Here is a 16447-nt window from a genome sequence, read left to right as displayed (position 1 = left end):
ATAAAATTTGTCAAAAGCCTTTTGCATACTACAATTTTATGTATATTTGCATCGCTTTTTTTAAGCAGAATGGTTGCGTAGCTCAACTGAATAGAGCGTCTGACTACGGATCAGAAGGCTAGGGGTTTGAATCCCTTCGCGACCACGGATGAGAACAAAAGACCTCGCTTTTTAGCGAGGTCTTTTTATTTCCCAAAAAAATTCCAAAACGTTGTTTTGAGAATTTTTTTGGTAATAAAAAGCGATTCTTCGCAGAAGAATGGACTTTTGTTATTGCAATTCTGGAAGAAGGGCTCTTTTCCGAAGGAAAAAATCCCTTGGCTGTTTGCTTCAAAAGGTTTATTTCTTCCACGAAGAATGGACTTTCCCCATATAATTCCTACAAATTCTCACAGGCCTACTTTAACTTTAACCTCTTTTTTTTATGCAATTCTTTGTCTATTTTTGAGGAAACAGTGAAGTTGGATTTATATTTTTTTGGAAAAGCAACTAAATCTTAAATTTGGAGTCTTAGTATTGAATGAATAACTACTTCAGCTTGAAAACGCATTTAACTATATTCTTACTTTTTATAGCATCCATTGCTTTCTCACAAGATGAGGAACTACCCTTGCCACCAACTCCGGCAGCTTCCGGTCCGGTAAAAAAACAATATTATTTATTGAGTCCGCGTATTTCCGTTACTGTTCCTCATCCCATGGGAAACAAATCCTTTAAAAAGAGTTTTGTTGGCATTTATGAAGTTACCGGTGGGATGAACATCATGCTCCACAAAGGTTTGTTTATTGGTGCTTCCGGTAAAAATGGATTGATGAAAATTACGGAAAATAAAATCACCGATTACAATGCCAGCATGCGTTTTAGCAGTGCAGCAGCCAAGTTTGGTTTTGATACCTATGTCGGGGAAAAAAACACAACGATTTTTTCGATGGCATTGTCGTATGGTAAAAACTGGACAACCTACTCTGGGATTTTGTACAAAGACCCGAAAAATCCACCTAAAATCAACGGTTTTACAACCAATTTCTGGGAACCGGAAATGAATATTTTCTTTTTAATTGAATCCAATTTCGGTATCGGAGCAACGCTTGCCTATACCGTGTACGATGCACATTTCGATCCCTTTGATTTGGCATTGAATGAATATGCGAAGTTTGATTCCAACAATGCGGTTTCTACCCAATATTTAAGCTTTGGCTTTGGATTTTACTACAGTTTTATAAAGAAAAAGAAGTCTGCCGCACGCTAAAAAAACAATCATTATTTTACACGATTGTTGTTTATATTTGCACCCTAATTTATTCGAATGAAACCCCGCATACTCCAATGTGCTTTTTATATTGTTCTGATTTTTACACTCGCATCTTGTGTGAGCAAGAAAAAGTATGCGCAATTGGAAACGGAAAAGAAAACCACCCTTACGCAAAAAGATAGTTTAATGACCGTGATGACTAAAAAACTAGCTGTCAACGATTCATTAACTGCAGAGCTTGTAAAAAAAGATTCCATCATCGATTCGTTGAGTGGGGTGATTGTAGACATTCAATCGAAACGTGATAAGCCGAAAACGACTGCATCTAAAAAGCCGAAAACCATCACCAAGGAAGAAGAATACGATCGTAAGGCGCAATTTATTTACAATTTTGCTTCTTATATTGAATGGCCGATTGTATACAATGGAACAGATTTTATTATTGGTGTAGCGGGCGATGACGAATTGGTGCAGCGTGTTCAATCCACTTTGTCGAATAAAAAAGTAAGCAGCAAAAAGATAAAAGTTGAGAAATACAACAAAACCACGAAATACCATGTGCTTTTTGTGATTCCTTCTTCTTACAATGCGTTTGTAGCCATTAAGAACGATGTGAAGAAGAATAAAACCGTATTGGTGAGTGATGATTATGCTTTATTCTCGTTGGGTGCGCACATTTCCTTTTCGATGGATGGTGATAAAATTAAATACACCATCAACAAACCTGCAATCGAAAAAATCGGACTAAAGGTAGGCCACGAACTCATGCGTTTTTCCGAATAAGGAGTCCATGAAAAAAAATCTGAAAGAGCAATTACATTCTTTGTGTTTGGCTGCCGTTGAACAACGTATTCAAAATGCACAAGCAGCCATTGCCGTGGCGCAGGAATCAGCAAACGATGATACCAAGAGCAGTGCAGGGGATAAGCATGAAACCGGAAGAGCGATGGCACAATTGGAGCAGGAGAAAAGTGCCCATCAGTTAAACGAAGCGCTGGAACTAAAAAAAATACTTGAAAAAATCAATCCAGATTTCAAAGCCGACTCGGTTCAACTGGGCAGTGTGGTTCTCACCGATAAAGGTCATTTTTTTATTGCGATACCGGTAGGGAAATTGGTACTTGATTCAGTAACGTATTTTGCAATTTCTATCACTTCACCCATCGGTTCTAAAATAAAGAACTTGCGTCCAGGTGATTCGTTTGAGATGAACGGGATGCACTATAAAATCAAATCAATTTTATAAGCGGTTCGTTCATTTTTTAGTTCTTGACAAAGCAAACTTTTAAAGTTATATTTGTTAGCATAAACATTAAACTCACCCGCCTATTTTAAAAGAGGGCGGATAAAACTCAAAAACATATGAAAAAAATCACGCTTGGTTTAGGACTTGCATTGTGCATGTTCATTGGTGCATCTAACTTAAACGCTCAGGAATTAAGAAGCTCCAGCGGAAGCAGCACCGGAAAAATTGATTCTGACGGAACCATCAGAAATAGCTCTGGAAGCAGCTGTGGAAAAATTGATTCTGACGGAACCATCCGTAATGGTTCAGGAAGCAGCATCGGAAAGATTGATTCGGATGGAACCATCCGCAACGGTTCTGGTAGCAGCATCGGAAAAGTAGATAAAGACGGAACTGTTAGAAATAGCTCAGGAAGTAGTGTTGGAAAAATTGATGCAGATGGAACTGTAAGAAACAGCTCTGGAAGCAGCATCGGAAGTGCAAAAGGTGTTTCAAAAGAAAAAGCAGCCGTTTGTTTCTTCTTCTTCCAATTCAAATAAAAAATTCTTTTTTGAATAAAAAAAGTCTCCCGAGTTTTTTGGGAGACTTTTTTATTTATACGAATCGTGATGTTACTTGACGATAAAGCTCTTCACACCATTCACCTTTTTTCCGTTTATTCTCGCGAAATACATTCCGGAAGGCAAATCCAATTTTTGTGGATAGTTGTTTTGTCCGTTTAACTTCGACTGATGCACCAATCTTCCGGTGATGTCGACCACTTCTAAATTCAATACTTCTGTCGCTAATGCCGCATTGGTGAGTTGAATCGTAAATGCACCATCGTTTACCGATGGATACAATTCAATACCAATGGACGTATTGCTGATGTCGTTAACACCTACAAATGACGACAACGTATTTTCCCAAATGCCTCGTCCGAAAGTAGAAACATATATTTTGTTCAACACCGGATTAAAATCAATGTCGGTGGTAATTACATTCGGTAATCCTGAGCTCTGACTTACCCACAAGCTGCTGGTTTCATCCAAAACATAAATTCCTAAGTCGGTTGCAATCATTTTTACAGTACTGCCCGGAACGGTTTTAATACAGTTTACCGGAATGTTCGGTAAGTTGTAAGAGATATTTGTCCAGGTTGTTCCACCATTTGTTGTTTTGTAAATTTTTTCTCCGGCAACAAATCCGGATAAGGTAACATAAGCTGTGTTGGCATCGGTTTGACTCACATCCACACTTGTAAAGTATAAGGTGTCGGGTAATCCTGCGGTGATGTCGGTCCAGCTGCTACCGCCATTTGTGGTTGTATACATGGTGGAATTTGCACCAAACTCAAAACGGATTCTTCGAGCGGCATACAATACATTGCTATTTGAATTTGAAACGGCTAACGCACATAGTTCATTGTCGTTTATCGGATGGGTAGGCATCGGACTTAAAGCCGACCACGTAAATCCGGCATCAGTTGATTTTACCACATTTTGAAAACCTGCATAAATGGTTCCGGGATTGTTGTAATCTGCCACTACCGGGGAAACCCATTCACCAAGTTCTCCATTTACATTTACGGTTGTGCCCATGGTTGAAAAACCACCGTCAATTGAAAAATAAAATCCACCATACTGACTCGAACCAATAATGTAGTTATCATCCGCAGGATCCAAATAATTATCCATTCCATCACCACCAAAAATCGTATTCCAAGAAGAACCATCGTAATAGAAGGTTGCATTGTCTTGCGCACCGGCAGCAATCCTTCCGGTTGAATTTCGGGAGCTGGATAAACGATAAAACGAAGTGATGTTCATTCCATTGGTAATGTTTGTCCAAGCTGTTGGCCAAGGAGAACCGCCTGTTGCGGTTGTCCACGGTTGTGGGGTAATCACATCTGTTTTATAAACACCACCATCGCTGCAAACAAAAATATCGTTGGTTAAGGGATTCGTTTCAATAAAGTGAATATCACCATGAAGTGTTGCACCATAAAACAGGGTCCAATGACTCACCGGATTAAAGGTGTTTGCACCATCGGTGGATGCCCAAACGTTTACACCACCAACATACACAATGTTTTTGTCGGTACGATTTACAGTAAAGCCTAAATCGTAAGTACCTTGTCCGCCCGAATTAAATCCGCCATCGTATTCCAGCATGTTTACACCCGGATCGATGAAGGTCCAGCTGGCACCTGCATTCGTAGATTTGTAAATTCCTGCAGAACCTTCATCCACACCTACGGTCATGGCATAAATAAAATTATTATCGGTAGGAGCAATGGCCAATTTTATTCTTTGCACAACACCTGTTGATGGAATCCCGCTCGACAACATCGTCCAGCTTGCACCAAAGTTGGTTGATTTATAAATGGCCGCATATCCTTGTCCGGAGCCCGCTAACCAGCCGGAAGTAGCATACAATGTATTGGGTAAAACAGGATCTTGAACCAAGTCCCAGCAAAGCGAATCCATTACTTGTGTCCAGGTGGTTCCTGCATTAGAAGAAGTATACATCCCACTTACGCCACAGGCAACTAAACTATTGCTGTTGGTTGGGTTAATTAAAATCTTACGAATTAAAGAAGCATCACCATCGGTCATTTGAAAACTCAAACCGGTAGGCGACCAAGTTAAACCGCCATCCGTAGTTTTATAAACTCCCAATCCATAATGCGTGTTTCGTTTACGTCCATCAATATTTAAAGCAACATCGATGTATTCAAAATCACAAACAGAAATATACATGGTATTGGGATTAACAGGGTCAATCACAATATCGCTGATACGAGTAATAGGTAAATTATCAGTTAAGGGAGTCCACGTGTTGCCATCGTTGGTTGTTTTCCAAACACCACCTTGAGCAACGCCCACATAATAAGTGGTTGCAACTGTTGGATGAAAAGCAATGCAGTTAATGCGTCCCATTCCATTTTCCATATATCCGGTAAGATTTCCGGGAAGGTTGTAGGGGCCGAAAGGCGACCATGCTCCAGCAGCAAAAGCAGAAGAGGAAGGGATTGCATTTTTTGCATTAGCCGCATTTACTGCCTCGTCAATAAAAATTGAAGGATTAGCCAATTCACCATTTCCGTTGGTTTTGAATTGCATATCGTATTCCCAGCGTTTATAATATTTCCAATGTTTTGTTTTTGCCAGGTCATGTGTTTTTTTGAACTCCGAAAACTGGCGTTGCATTTCTACAAATGTTAATGCTTTGCCCGGTTTCTTTCGGATGAAGGATTGAGCGTTTAAAAGTGTAGCACTCAAAAGTAAGAGGGCGAAAATAAAATTGATTTTGATGACTTTCATTTCTAGTGATTTTTGTGAAGTAAATATACAAAATTTAGAACGTTAAAAAAAGTAGATGGAGTAGGCGTCATTGCGAGGTACGAAGCAATCTTTAATATTTGGAACTGGTTTCTGTTATCATTCAGAACTCGCGAATATGTTCGATATTTAAAACTATCTTTGCACTTCATCAATACCATTTCCATCGTGTCCACTTTTTCCGAATTAGGCGTTACCAGCGAACTTATCAAAGGGTTAGTTGAAAACAATATTTTTGATCCTACAGAAATTCAAACCAAATCGATTCCTTTTTTGATAAAAGAAGGATTCGATTTTATTGGTCAGGCGCAAACCGGAACAGGAAAAACCGTTGCATTTGGATTGCCCTTGTTGCAAAAGATCGACACCACAAATCCAAATGTGCAGGCCTTGGTATTATGTCCGACTCGTGAACTCGGACAGCAGATTGCGAAACAATTGTTTCGTGTGGCGAGGTATAATCCTTCCCGCATTTTTGTAGAAGCAGTGTATGGTGGTGAGCCCATCGAAATTCAGATTCGGAATCTAAGCCGTCCAACCCATATTGTGGTAGCCACTCCTGGTAGATTAATTGATTTGTTGGAACGTAAAGCCATCAGCTTAGCTGATGTAAAAACGATTGTATTGGATGAAGCAGATGAAATGTTAAGCATGGGCTTTAAAGGAAGTATTGATACCATCTTAGAACAAACAAATGGTCAGCGTTTCACGTGGCTGTTTTCTGCGACCATCCCTGAATCGTTGAATCAGATCATTCGTGAATACATGGATGAAGATGCGTTTCGGGTGACGGTGGATGTGAAGAATGTAGTGAATCGAAACATCGAACATCAATATGTGCAATGCATTGATACAAAAGACAAACTGAATACACTTTTAGAATTTTTGAAAACGCAAGGAAAGGGGAGAGGCATTGTTTTTTGTAAAACGAAAGACGGAACGCAATCGTTATCCAAGCAATTGATTGCGCGCAATCATGCTGCAGAAGCGATACATGGTGATTTACAGCAACGCGATCGTGAAAAAGTGATGCGTGCGTTTAAAAATGAACGTGTACAAATTCTGATTGCAACAGATATGGCTGCACGAGGGATTGATGTGGATAATTTGCAATATGTGGTGCATTATCAACTTCCGGAGCAACTGGAATATTATACACATAGAAGTGGACGAACGGGCCGTGCCGGCAAAAAAGGAATGTCTATCAGTTTGGTGACGAGCTCTGAAATGGGCCGACTGAAAACGATTGAAAATGAATTGAAAATCACAATTCAAAAAATTCGGAGAGAATAAGGAGAGCCGGATGCAACTTATCATCAGTGACAGGCATCTACTATGTATGAATAAATCATACATCTTTTCGGGAATTGTAGGTGCTCTGCTCAGTATCACCTTTAGTGTAAACGCTCAAACAAATTTACTTGTTAATGGTGATTTCAGTATGGGAAATATTGGTTTTACCAGCGGGCAGATTTATGGGCCGTATTATTCTCCTTGCTATTATTATGTAGCGCCCACTTTTTTTACCCATCCTGACACAACATTGATTGATCACACACCCACATCCGATGGAATGTATATGTCGGTTGATGGCTGTTCACCGGCTACCATTTTGTGGGAACAATCCGTTCCGGTAATTCAAACCAATTGTAATTATAATTTTTCGTTTTGGGCAACACGTGCCGATTATATTGCACCTGTTTTTGAAATTCACATGATTGGGGACGTAACGGGTGACGATATAGTGGGTTATTTATACGATATTTTGTATACAGGAACATGGACCTGGGATCAATATTCAATTCCTGTTTGGCATTCGGGTGCCAATACAACTGTAACAATTCGTGTTATCAATGTAGAAACCAATCCAGCCGGAAATGATTTTGGTTTAGATGACTTTTCGTTTAAAGGAGAATGTGCAGGTGCAAATGCGATTGTAGATGCTGAGAATACCGTTTATAATGTTCATTTATTTCCAAACCCGGTTTCCGAATCGTTTTCTGTTTTTTATACGCTAACCGAAAAAGCTGCTGTTAAAGCAGAATTAATTTCCATCGAAGGGAAAATCGTATCCACTGTTTTTACTGGTAACCAAAATCCGGGTGAGCAAAAGATAAATATAAATTTAGATGCTGCAGTTTCCAAAGGAATTTATTTTCTACGTTTAACAGCGAATGAAATGGTCACATTTCAAAAAGTGATAGTGCAATAGTAAGCAAATCAATTTCTGTTTTATTTTTCTTTGAGTTGCATCAAAATTTCTGTTTTTTTTCTGCGACTCACTTCAATCTCTTGGTCACATCCTTTTAAAGAAATAATACAATCGGCACCTTTGGTATAGGAGCGGAGATGATTGGAGTTGATAATATAACTTTTATTTACTCGGATAAAATTTTTGTAAGGCTCCAGCAACTCTTCGTAATCGATAAGTGGTTTCGCTGAAACATATCGATTATTATGGATATCAAGAATTTCACAATAACCCCGAATCGCAGAAATGTTAATGATATCATTGATGTCGATTATCTGCACTTTGTCTTTGTGATGAAAGGTAATCTTTTTTATATAGTTTGTTTTTTCTTCCATCGAATGAACAAAATGAATGATATTGTTCCGAGTGGAATATAATTTTGAAGTTGCTTTTTGAACAGCGGTTATTAATTTGCTATGGTCTAAAGGTTTTAAAAGGTAGTCAACCGCATTAAATTCAAATGCTTTGATGGCATATTCATCAAATCCTGTAACAAAGATGATAGAGAAATTAATTTCAGTGAATTGGCGGAGTAAGTCAAATCCATTTTTCCCCGGCATTTTAATATCCAAAAATATTAAGTCAGGTTTTAAATCCAGAATCATTTCGTAGGCACTATCCGCCATTTCTGCATAACCAATCACTTCTACATCCGGACAATGTTTTGCCAGCATGTTAGCTAACAATGATCGATTGCTATACTCATCATCAATAAGTAGTGCTTTCATTGTATTAAGAGAGGGGAATTTACTCAGCTACCCCCATAAAAACGCTGATGTTTTTTATGAATAAAAAATTCAATTAATTGAACACTGGAGTAGCTGGGTGCTAAAGTATGTAATTTTTTTAATTTTCATTTTAAAAAAACATTAAAATTTTCTGAGCAATGAAATTGGCAGAAAAATGTTGACGCAAGTTCCTGTTGAATTTGATTCAGAATCAACCAAATCAACAATGGTTACCTCAGCAGTAGTTGTATCATACATTTGATTTAAATTGTCGATCCTGTTTTGAATAAGAATGGTGCCAACACTTTCTTTTACTCCGCTGTTCGACAGCGAATGAACATTTGCTGCTTTTTTTCTTCCAACGCCATTATCGATGATTGATAAACAAAGAATATCTCCGTGCTTCTCAACCTTTAGAATAAGTTCAGGAAATCGTTTTTCCGACTTTAAAGGAATTAACCCATGCCAAATGGCATTTTCAATAAAAGGTTGAGTAATGAGAGGGGGAACATAAATTTCTGAAACGTCTATGTTCTCTGCAATCTGCATTGAAAACTTAAAACTATTGACAAAACGAAGTTGTTCCAATTCCACATTCAGTTCAATAATTTTAAGTTCGTCCTTCAACTTACTAACACTTTTGTCGCTATACTTCAATACATAACGAATGAACAAACTGAATTTAGCAATGTATTGATTGGCTTGATCTATTTTTCCTGAATCAATCAGGAGTTGAATGGCAGCTAATGAATTGGATATAAAGTGGGGGTTAATTTGTGCCTTAAGAGTGGTTAGTTTGTATTCAGCAAGAAGTTTTTGCATTTCATTGTGTTTTTTATCCCGCTTCCGTTTAATACCATAATACAAACTAACTGTAAATCCTGAAATTAAGATAATGAGCAAGAACAGGAAGAGTTTGAACCATACCGTTTGCCAGAATGCAGGTTTGATAGTAAATGTTTGCGATAAATAATGGTTTTTGCTGTAAGCCGGGCCATGGTAGGGAAAAATGGCAAGTTTGTATTGACCGGGTTCCAGATTTTGTATTTGTAACACCGTTCCGGTAATTGTTCCTGATAATTGAGTAGGGCCTTCCAATTTGAAGTAGAAATTTTTAATCTTTGATTGATAGTTCAGAAAATCAAAATTAAACCGTAAGTCATTTTGATTGTACTTTAATTCGGAAGAATTAGTCAATACTCGTTGGGTGCCGGAGTAGACAGAGTTTAAAAGAATCGGGTAGAAATCATTTTTGCTGATGAGCAGAAAATCCATAGAATACAATCCTTTTCTGGAGGCAATCCATAATTTATTATCAACCAACTCCAATGCATTTACTTCGCTATCAAAAATGTTGATCCACTCCTTTTGAAGAGTGGTACCGGAGTAATTATTGACATAAATTCCCAAGTTTGTGGAGAGAATCACTCCGCTATCGTTAAAGAAATCAATGTCCTTCACCACAAAAAATGGTAAGTCGGTATATTTTATAAGTTGTTTGTCTTTGGTAAGTATAAACAAGCCATCTCCTCTTGTAGCCACCCATAAATTGCCGGAGTGATCAAAGATTAATTTCATTATGAACTTGTTTGAAAAAAAATCGCTGAAAGGGGTGGCCGTATTTTTTTTATGATTGTAGAGGTAGATTCCGTTTTTTGTTCCAATAATGAAATTGTCTTCGTCATAATACGCTACACAATATAATTTGTTTTTCAGCTGATAGGAATTATAAAATGAATCGTTTTTAAAATGATGAACCGAGGTGCCACCAAATATTAAAAATTCGTGATCATTGATTGTTTGTACAAAATTCGAATACGTTCCTTTTAGTCCCAAAGGGCCTTCAAGTTCTATGGCAGGTGCATTTTTAGATTTTAAAAAAATACCGTTTTTGGTGCTAAAAATATATCCATCGCGGTATTCTGAAAAATCACCACAAAAGAGTTTGTTGTCAAAATGTTGTATCAGTTCAATATCTGTGTTTTTCCTGCGCTGAGGTTGTAGCAGTTTCCGTCAATTGTTGACAAAAACAATTTAGAGCCTTCTTTTTTTATAAAATAAACTTCATTTTGTTTTAAATCATTATTCGAATATACCACCTCATCCTTGTTTCGGCAGTAATAAACTCCTTCCCCAATGGTGGTTGCCCAAACCCCTCCTTTGTCGTCAAAACAAGTGTTTGTAATGATTTTACCTTGCAAGTACCTTGCAATAATCGTTAAGTTTTTATCAAGTAAAACGAGTCCGTTTTTGGTCGAAATCCACAGTTGCTTATTTCGATCAACTTTAAAATCAATTATTCCATCCAGCTTTTGTGTGAAAGAAGTTCCTGATTTGGATGTTTTATAAATTAGATCAGAAGTTGCTAAAAAGTAGGCATCATCGATTTTTTCTACGGTACGTATTTCATAATAATTTCTAGGAAATATTTTAAAATTAATTGCGGTTTTTCCTTCTTGTATGCTTACAAACGATTCAATTTTGCTAAAGTATTCAGAACGGAAAGAAAAGAACTGGTCACTTATTGGTTTATAGAATAAGGTATCTGCGCTATTTTCGCTAGGGTAGGAGACAGTGTTTATTTTATTGGTTGTTGCATCCCAACAGAAAGAGCCTTTATAACAGGAAAAGTAAATGTTCTTCTTTTCATCAAGTATTAACTGAAAAACAATGTCTTCCGATTCTGTAAAATCGATGGTGAAGTCTGCAATTGCTTGAATCACAAAAGCTGAGTCGTTTCTGATTTTAAATACCTTATTAAATGAGTTTGAAAAATAAAGTTCACCTTCCTCTGTTTGAAAAACTGCATAGGCATTTTGATCTTTTAATAAGATGTTGGTGCAGACAGGAATAAACCGTTCACCATTGTGTTTTACAATTCCATATTCAGTAAACACCCATATATATCCTTTTTTGTCCTGAATTACTTTGTAACATTCCGTTGCCGGCAATCCATCGATGGTACTTAAATGTTCGAAGTTTAATCCTTGTCCTTTAATAATGCTAGGTAGGTAGTTTAAAGCAAAAAGGATTAGAATTTTTATGGAAATGAAATGGCGCATCTGTAGATCGGCAAAATTAGTTTTTTAAAGTCACTTGTGAACCGAAAAAAAATAGTTGTGCAAAAAACTTATCCAACGGTATTTAAATAAGTGCTGAGTGTCAAAAAGCTATCCGGTGGTAATACCCAAGCGAAGCGAAACTTCTTTTTTTGCATAAGAAACTTAAAACCTAAAACAGATGAAAAATTCAATTAAAATTATCTTATTTTCCATGATGACGTATACTGCGTCAGCTCAAACATGGGGTGGAAGTGCTGTACAAACAGGGGATACGTACCGAACCGGAAATGTTGGAATCGGAACAACAACACCCACTGCAGCTCTAAATATTGCTAATTCAGGAGCATTGCCGTTTTTTGTTCAGCGTACTTCCGGACAAATTAACGGATTGAAACTTTTTTTTACGAGTAATCCTGCTGCCGGAATCACAGTTGGCTCCGGTTCTTCCATTTTTCAGAATACGAGCGTAAATTCTGATATTTTGTTTATGCCAACGCCAACATCATTTGGAATGGTTATCAAATCAAATTCAAAGGTGGGTATTGGTACAACATCTCCAGTAACTGCATTGACGGTTCAAGCATCTACAATGAATGATGGAATCAGAATTATTCAAACAGGGACAACTGCTTCAGCGTTGGGGTTGTTTAATACAAGTGCAGGTGCGCGCAATTGGGCTCTTTTTTCTACAGGTAGTGGAAATGGTCAAGGAGCTGGAAATTTTAGTATCTATGATTATACTGCTGCTGCAGACCGATTCTTTATTCAAGGCGCTACCGGAAAAATCGGGATTGGAACAATTACTCCGTCTGCGCTTTTAAATGTGCACGATGGAGCATTGCGATTAACCGGTACGGTTGCTGGTTATGGTGGACCACAATTGATTTTTGGTGGAACTTCTGTTAGCGCTCCGAATGGTGAATGGGCCTTAGAATACACGGTTGCAACTCCCGGAAAAGAAGGTATGAATTTCTGGCGTCCAGCTGGTGCAACTGGCGTTGGTGGGAATAACTTTTTATTTCTTGGAAATAATGGAAATGTAGGTATTGGAACTGACAACACAACTGCAAAACTTACTGTAAATGGGAATATGTTGATTGGTGACCCGGGAGTAGTTACGATTCCGAATGCAAACTATAAATTATTTGTTGAAACTGGAATTCTAACAGAGAAAGTACGAGTGGCTATAAAAAATACTGCGAACTGGTCCGATTATGTTTTTGCTGATGACTATCAATTAGCGAAATTATCAGAAGTTGAAGCATTTTTAAAAACAAACAAACATTTACCAAATATTCCTTCTGCAGAAGAGGTTGTTAAAGATGGAATCGATTTAGGAGCAATGGATGCAAAATTATTGGGTAAAGTGGAAGAATTGACTTTATACATCATTGCATTGAACAAAGAAATTGAATTGCTTAAGAGCAAACAAGAACAAAAATAATTTTCATTGTAACTATTCATTCTTAAAACTATTGTAATGAAAAAAATAATCTTATACTATTTCCTGCTTTTAATTTTAGTTTCTAAAATTTCTGCACAGGAAACCGATGTCTCGAAACCTTTTTATCAACTCAAAGAGGAGAAAGAAGCGTATTTCAGAGAAAAAGTACTTCTGGAAGGTCCGGAAGCATTAGAAGGGGAAGGGAGCGAATACCACGAATACCAACGATGGTTAAAATTTTGGGAACCTCGTATTTCGCCAAATGGATCCTATGCCGATTATGCAAATGCAATTGACGACTACTATGCAAGAATGTCTGATGGTGGCGCAGGGCGTACTTTCGGAAACATTGATCCATGGAAAGAATTAGGCCCCTTCAATGAACCCAACCATGGAATCTATTACCTAGGTGGTGGAGAACTGGGCGTTGGAATTATTCATGACATGGTATTCAACAGACAAAATGCGGACAAAATTTTAGGTTGGTCTTTAGCAGGCGGTTTGTTTTATACCAATAACAAAGGTGTCAGCTGGGTAAACGCAGGTTCTGATAATTGGAACAGATCGGGTTGCAGTTATGCAGCATTTGCACCGAACAACCAAACAACCTGGTATGCAGCTTCCAATGTTGGCGGATCCTATTATTCCAATAGTTTGGGAACAATGGGTGGAATTCTTAGAACAACAGATGCCGGTGCAACATGGCAAACAATCGGACAAACAAGTAGTTTTCCTCCTTCAAATCAGTTTGCCATTGTTACGAAATTGCTTATTGATCCGACCAATCCATCCATTGCATATGTTTCAACACGTGATGGATTGTTTAGAGGTGACAACGTGGATAATTCAAATATCTCTTTGATTACATGGACACTCATCAACTCCGGTTGGGTAGAAGATATGGAATTCAAAACCGATAATACCGGAACACTTATTATTTCTAAGAAAGTGTCAAATGTTTGGACCATTGAGTATACAACAGATAATGGAGCATCGTGGACAGTTTTACCAACACCACCTGCGGTAGGCGATCCAACAGATTTATTAGCGATTGAAGTTTCGGATGCAGCTCCGAATACACTTTATATGCTTCATAAAACAACAAATTATTACAATCACCAATTGTTTTCTTTTGATTTTCCTTCTTTTGCTTGGTCATCTTCCATCAGCACCAATACAGGTCAAACAGGAGGAATCGGTTTTTGTGTTTCCAATTTTAATCCCAACATTATCTATTTGAGTGCAGGAATTAATTTTAAACGATCTACCGATGGTGGTGTTACGTTTACCTATCATTATTATAATCCTACCAATTTTAAATACCATGTGGATGTCGATAAAATAATTACACCACCTGCTTCCTGCACAATGTGTGCTTCCGAAGTTTATTTGGGAACTCACGGTGGAGTAAGTTATTCAAATGATAATTGTTTAACAATGGTTACTCGAAGCAACGGGTTAGCATTAGGAAATGGTTCAGCTTCAAATTCAGCGACAAATCCTGAAAAAATGATGATTGGATTAGACCACGATGGAACAGTTTTGAGTAGTGGAAGCTATTCGAGCACTCCTTCATTGGCTTGGGAAACCGTTTATGGTGGTGATGGTATGCCTCCATTAATTGATTATTCAAATCCGAGTTTTGCTTGGGCTGCAGCTCAAATGGCGCCTCATCAGCTATCCTCAAATGGTGGATCGAGCGGTTATACGCCAACCAGCTTTGCCGCAAATAATGCATTTGCTCCATTCATTTTTCAAAATCAAGTATACCCTGAAATTACCTATGCTGCTTCAAAAGTAGTCTCTGGAATGTATACCTATGAAGAAATATTCAGAGCTGATAACAGAGGCTTAGGAACACCTGAACAGATTTCTGATTTTGCAAACATCAATTTGGTTGTAAATCCTTGGCTGGATAATGTGGTTAGAAATCATTGGATATTCGCGGGCATCTATCCAACAATAGATGGCAATACAATGTATTCAAGTATTGGTATTAACGGTGCACCTTGGTATGGAAAGTTGTATCGCAACAACAATGTTTTGAATCCGAATAGCACAACGGTTAAAAACAGCTGGGTGGAAATGCCATTGCCTCCAGGAAAGAACAGCTTTAGTTATTTTGCTGTAGACGTATCAAATCCGAATATTGTTTACATCGGTTATAATGTTGCTTTTTGGATTGCACCGGAATTATACCGAGTGGATTATACCATTCCCGGATTCCCGGTTTTTCAAAACATTGCAGGTAACGTAAACGCAGGTGGTTTGCCAATTGGTGTCATCAATTTAATTACCGAAAAAGGAAGTAATGGTGGAATTTATGTCTCCAACGATTTAGGCGTTTATTATTCAAATAACTCAATGCTTGATTTTGTAAATCCTCCATCCAGCAATACATCACAATGGATAAAACTTGGGAGCAATTTGCCACACATTCCTTTAAACAGTATGGAAATAAATTATGTGGTAAATAAATTAAGAGTTTCTACTGCCGGCCGCGGTGTTTGGGAACATGATTTATATTGTCCGGGAAATCTGAACTTGAATTTAACCGGTGTCCAAAACTCCAGTATTTTTCAGGAAGCGGTGAATGAAATCACCTCAACCGTTGTTATCGGTTCTTCAGCTACGGTTACTTATCGAGGTGGAACATATGTCGATTTGAACCCCGGTTTTAGTGCGGCATCGGTAAATCCAAGTTATTTCCAAGCTTTTATCCATCCTTGCAGCTACTATGGAAATAGTCCGGGATTAAGAGAAGAAGAAAATCAAGAAGACGATTTGATGAGTAATCATACATCTTCTCTTAAAAATGAAACGCTTGACGCTAAAATTTTCCCTAATCCGGGAAGTGGACTTTTTACAATCGAATTGGAAAGCGAATCCAATGCTGTAATAAAAGTGTATGATGCCATGGGAAAAGAAGTAAAAGTGCTTCGCCAAGAAGGTATACAAACTAGTTTAAATTTGACAGGTTATAATAAAGGTTTATACCTTGTTCATATTGTAATCGAAGATAAAGTGGTGATTAAAAAAATAATTATCGAATAAGCTTGTTTTTGTCTTTTGAAAGATCCCTTGTAGATGAATACTACAAGGGATTTTTCTTTTTGAAGTATGTCATCAGATAGGAATGCT

Annotated in this window: 12 protein-coding genes and 1 tRNA gene; 9 read left to right on the top strand and 4 right to left on the bottom strand. The window is 37.7% G+C overall.

Features of this window, described 5'->3' with window-relative positions:
• Window positions 1–71 precede the first annotated feature (71 nt).
• From IPP64_07800 to IPP64_07780, 5 genes are all read left to right on the top strand, one after another.
• Window positions 72–145 (top strand) — tRNA-Arg (locus IPP64_07800).
• Window positions 146–538: 393 nt separating this feature from the next.
• Window positions 539–1249: a hypothetical protein gene (locus tag IPP64_07795; protein ID MBL0329307.1), complete on the top strand. Its 711-nt coding sequence runs from the start codon at window positions 539–541 to the stop codon at window positions 1247–1249.
• 57 nt (window positions 1250–1306) lie between these two features.
• Entirely contained in the window at window positions 1307–2035 is a 729-nt protein-coding gene (locus IPP64_07790; GenBank protein ID MBL0329306.1) for a YfiR family protein, read from the top strand.
• 7 nt (window positions 2036–2042) lie between these two features.
• Window positions 2043–2498 carry a 3-oxoacyl-ACP synthase gene (locus IPP64_07785; GenBank protein ID MBL0329305.1) on the top strand — a complete coding sequence of 152 codons (456 nt, stop codon included), beginning with the start codon at window positions 2043–2045 and terminating at the stop codon, window positions 2496–2498.
• Between the two features lie 116 nt (window positions 2499–2614).
• The gene (locus tag IPP64_07780; GenBank protein ID MBL0329304.1) at window positions 2615–3037 is read left to right on the top strand and encodes a hypothetical protein; all 423 of its coding nucleotides are present in this window, start codon (window positions 2615–2617) and stop codon (window positions 3035–3037) included.
• 72 nt (window positions 3038–3109) lie between these two features.
• Here the strand turns inward: IPP64_07780 and IPP64_07775 are convergent, their stop codons facing one another.
• A complete protein-coding gene (locus IPP64_07775; GenBank protein MBL0329303.1) occupies window positions 3110–5803 on the bottom strand; it encodes a T9SS type A sorting domain-containing protein in 2694 nt (897 codons plus the stop codon).
• Window positions 5804–5989: 186 nt separating this feature from the next.
• Here IPP64_07775 and IPP64_07770 point away from each other — a divergent pair, with 186 nt between their 5' ends.
• Window positions 5990–7114, top strand: a complete 1125-nt coding sequence (locus tag IPP64_07770) for a DEAD/DEAH box helicase (GenBank protein ID MBL0329302.1) — start codon at window positions 5990–5992, stop codon at window positions 7112–7114.
• 46 nt (window positions 7115–7160) lie between these two features.
• Window positions 7161–8033, top strand: a complete 873-nt coding sequence (locus IPP64_07765) for a T9SS type A sorting domain-containing protein (protein MBL0329301.1) — start codon at window positions 7161–7163, stop codon at window positions 8031–8033.
• A gap of 20 nt (window positions 8034–8053) precedes the next feature.
• Here IPP64_07765 and IPP64_07760 read toward each other — a convergent pair whose 3' ends face one another.
• From IPP64_07760 to IPP64_07750, 3 genes are all read right to left on the bottom strand, one after another.
• Window positions 8054–8800, bottom strand: coding sequence for a response regulator transcription factor (locus IPP64_07760; GenBank protein MBL0329300.1), 747 nt, complete (start codon window positions 8798–8800; stop codon window positions 8054–8056).
• Window positions 8801–8941: 141 nt separating this feature from the next.
• A complete protein-coding gene (locus IPP64_07755; protein MBL0329299.1) occupies window positions 8942–10636 on the bottom strand; it encodes a histidine kinase in 1695 nt (564 codons plus the stop codon).
• 128 nt (window positions 10637–10764) lie between these two features.
• Window positions 10765–11862: a hypothetical protein gene (locus IPP64_07750; GenBank protein MBL0329298.1), complete on the bottom strand. Its 1098-nt coding sequence runs from the start codon at window positions 11860–11862 to the stop codon at window positions 10765–10767.
• A 178-nt stretch (window positions 11863–12040) separates the two neighbouring features.
• Between IPP64_07750 and IPP64_07745 the strand changes: the two genes are divergently transcribed.
• Window positions 12041–13306, top strand: coding sequence for a hypothetical protein (locus IPP64_07745; GenBank protein MBL0329297.1), 1266 nt, complete (start codon window positions 12041–12043; stop codon window positions 13304–13306).
• Between the two features lie 36 nt (window positions 13307–13342).
• Window positions 13343–16360, top strand: a complete 3018-nt coding sequence (locus IPP64_07740; protein ID MBL0329296.1) for a T9SS type A sorting domain-containing protein — start codon at window positions 13343–13345, stop codon at window positions 16358–16360.
• Window positions 16361–16447 lie beyond the last annotated feature (87 nt).

This window comes from Bacteroidota bacterium, assembly GCA_016722565.1.
Lineage (GTDB): Bacteria > Bacteroidota > Bacteroidia > 2-12-FULL-35-15 > 2-12-FULL-35-15 > 2-12-FULL-35-15.
Note: the sequence above shows the minus strand (reverse complement) of the source record. Positions and strands in the feature narration are given on the sequence as shown.

What these genes read in the sequence shown, in the direction of transcription:
- IPP64_07790 (MBL0329306.1), top strand. Translation starts at nt 1,307, where the DNA reads ATGAAACCCCGCATACTCCAATGTGCTTTTTATATTGTTCTGATTTTT.
- IPP64_07785 (MBL0329305.1), top strand. Translation starts at nt 2,043, where the DNA reads ATGAAAAAAAATCTGAAAGAGCAATTACATTCTTTGTGTTTGGCTGCC.
- IPP64_07780 (MBL0329304.1), top strand. Translation starts at nt 2,615, where the DNA reads ATGAAAAAAATCACGCTTGGTTTAGGACTTGCATTGTGCATGTTCATT.
- IPP64_07775 (MBL0329303.1), bottom strand. Translation starts at nt 5,803, where the DNA reads ATGAAAGTCATCAAAATCAATTTTATTTTCGCCCTCTTACTTTTGAGT.
- IPP64_07765 (MBL0329301.1), top strand. Translation starts at nt 7,161, where the DNA reads ATGAATAAATCATACATCTTTTCGGGAATTGTAGGTGCTCTGCTCAGT.
- IPP64_07760 (MBL0329300.1), bottom strand. Translation starts at nt 8,800, where the DNA reads ATGAAAGCACTACTTATTGATGATGAGTATAGCAATCGATCATTGTTA.
- IPP64_07750 (MBL0329298.1), bottom strand. Translation starts at nt 11,862, where the DNA reads ATGCGCCATTTCATTTCCATAAAAATTCTAATCCTTTTTGCTTTAAAC.
- IPP64_07745 (MBL0329297.1), top strand. Translation starts at nt 12,041, where the DNA reads ATGAAAAATTCAATTAAAATTATCTTATTTTCCATGATGACGTATACT.
- IPP64_07740 (MBL0329296.1), top strand. Translation starts at nt 13,343, where the DNA reads ATGAAAAAAATAATCTTATACTATTTCCTGCTTTTAATTTTAGTTTCT.